2 protein-coding genes are annotated in these 1708 nt (G+C 51.9%); both read left to right on the top strand.

What is annotated here, in order from left to right:
* A partial coding sequence (locus tag C2846_RS18705) for a hypothetical protein (protein ID WP_165443868.1) occupies positions 1-720 on the top strand: 720 nt, incomplete at its 5' end.
* 38 nt (positions 721-758) lie between these two features.
* The coding region (locus C2846_RS18430; RefSeq protein WP_119702186.1) for a hypothetical protein at positions 759-1708 on the top strand (950 nt) is incomplete at its 3' end.

Genomic DNA, 1708 nt, shown 5'->3' with positions numbered 1-1708 from the left:
GGAGCATTTTATGTTGTAACTGCCGTTCTTTTCCTTGGTTTTTTTGTACTGCTACCTATTGACTCATCTCCATGGGAAAAGCAATTAAAAGTCACATTTGATTTGTGGTTATGGGGGGCAGGTGTTCCCGCTTTCTGTTGGCTACTGGGGCATTTGGTCATCAAGTTTGTACCTGAGCGCCACCTTTTGAAGACATCACGCAAAGGCCCGGTTTGGGAGCTGAATCGTCAGACCGGGCTGGTCACTATCTTTGCCCGTAAGCCGGGGCAGTTCCGTAAGCAGGGAATTGAGGGGGATTTCGTCGCACCGTTTTACGAGTTTGATGCGGCAATTCATACCATCCCTGACCGTCAGGGCTTTCCTCAGCACATGCTCAATCTGGTGCACCGTTATCAAGTGGCGGCCATTGATTTCAGCGTACTAATGGGGCGAGTTTACCGGCAAAAGCCCTGTGTAGCGCTGTGGGACTTTTTGCAGCAATACATGGATGTGAGCAAACCTCTACCAGATATTCCAGATCTCGAACCGTTTCGTCACCTTGATCCGACCACCGCCGAGCATGATCAGCGTACCGGTCGACCTGCGCGCTATTGGCGGGATATGGATGAGCAAGCGTTCAAGGCACGTATCAATGAAATCACCGACACCAGTAAGGTCAATATGGACCGCTTGAACATTATGGTGCGGCACGTGAGATATCTGTTTGGTTCGCAGAAGTAGGTTGGCAAGGTGTTGATGATTTAATTAAAGCAAACGTAATGACAGATATGGACTCCAGCACCGTCTACGGCCCCAATGCCTATGACTCGACCCGCATTCCCGATCAGCCACCACAGGTCAGGAGGCATATCGGTGCTTTGTCTGAGCGGCTGCCTTGGGGAGATACGCAGGATATTTTGCCGATTGGTTTCGTAGGGGGGGTAGCACCCGAAGCTCTAAAGCGAGATGAAGAACTTGAGCAAAGCCAGCCCGAGTATACAGAGCTCTTGGACAGGCAGTTGGATTCTCGGTTTAATCACGAGAGTTTCAGGTATGCCCCGCTTCAGGGGGGGACACAGTTCTGGCTGTATATGTTTGGGCTTGGGCGTGGAGCATTTTATGTTGTAACTGCGGCTCTGCTTGCGGAGTTCATAATTTTTGCTCCTTTCGATCAAGAGCCATGGTCTCAAAGACTAGGCGTTACTTTATCCTTATGGGTCTGGTGTGCTGGAGTGCCTGCTTTTTGTTGGCTACTGGGGCACTTGGTCATCAAGTTTGTACCTGAGCGCCACCTTTTGAAGACGTCACGCAAAGGCCCGGTTTGGGAGCTGAATCGTCAGACCGGGTTGGTCACTATCTTTGCCCGTAAGCCGGGGCAGTTTCGCAAGCTGGGTATTGAGGGGAACTTCGTTGCACCGTTCTACGAGTTCGATGCGGCAATTCATACCATCCCTGACCGTCAGGGCTTTCCTCAGCACATGCTCAATCTGGTGCACCGTTATCAAGTGGCGGCCATTGATTTCAGTGTTCTGATGGGGCGAGTTTACCGGCAAGAGCCTTGTGTGGCGCTGTGGGACTTTTTGCAGCAATACATGGACGTGAGCAAGCCGCTGCCGGATATTCCGGCCCTCGAACCGTTTCGCCACCTTGACCCGACCACTGTCGAGCATGATCAACGCACGGGGCGGCAAGCACGCTATTGGCGTGATATGGATGAGCAAGCGTTCAA

Origin of the sequence: Pseudomonas jilinensis, from assembly GCF_003586265.1 — a bacterium.
Classification (GTDB): Bacteria; Pseudomonadota; Gammaproteobacteria; order Pseudomonadales; family Pseudomonadaceae; genus Halopseudomonas; species Halopseudomonas phragmitis.
The sequence above is the reverse complement of the archived record's forward strand: the minus strand, read 5'-3'. Positions and strand labels throughout refer to the sequence as shown.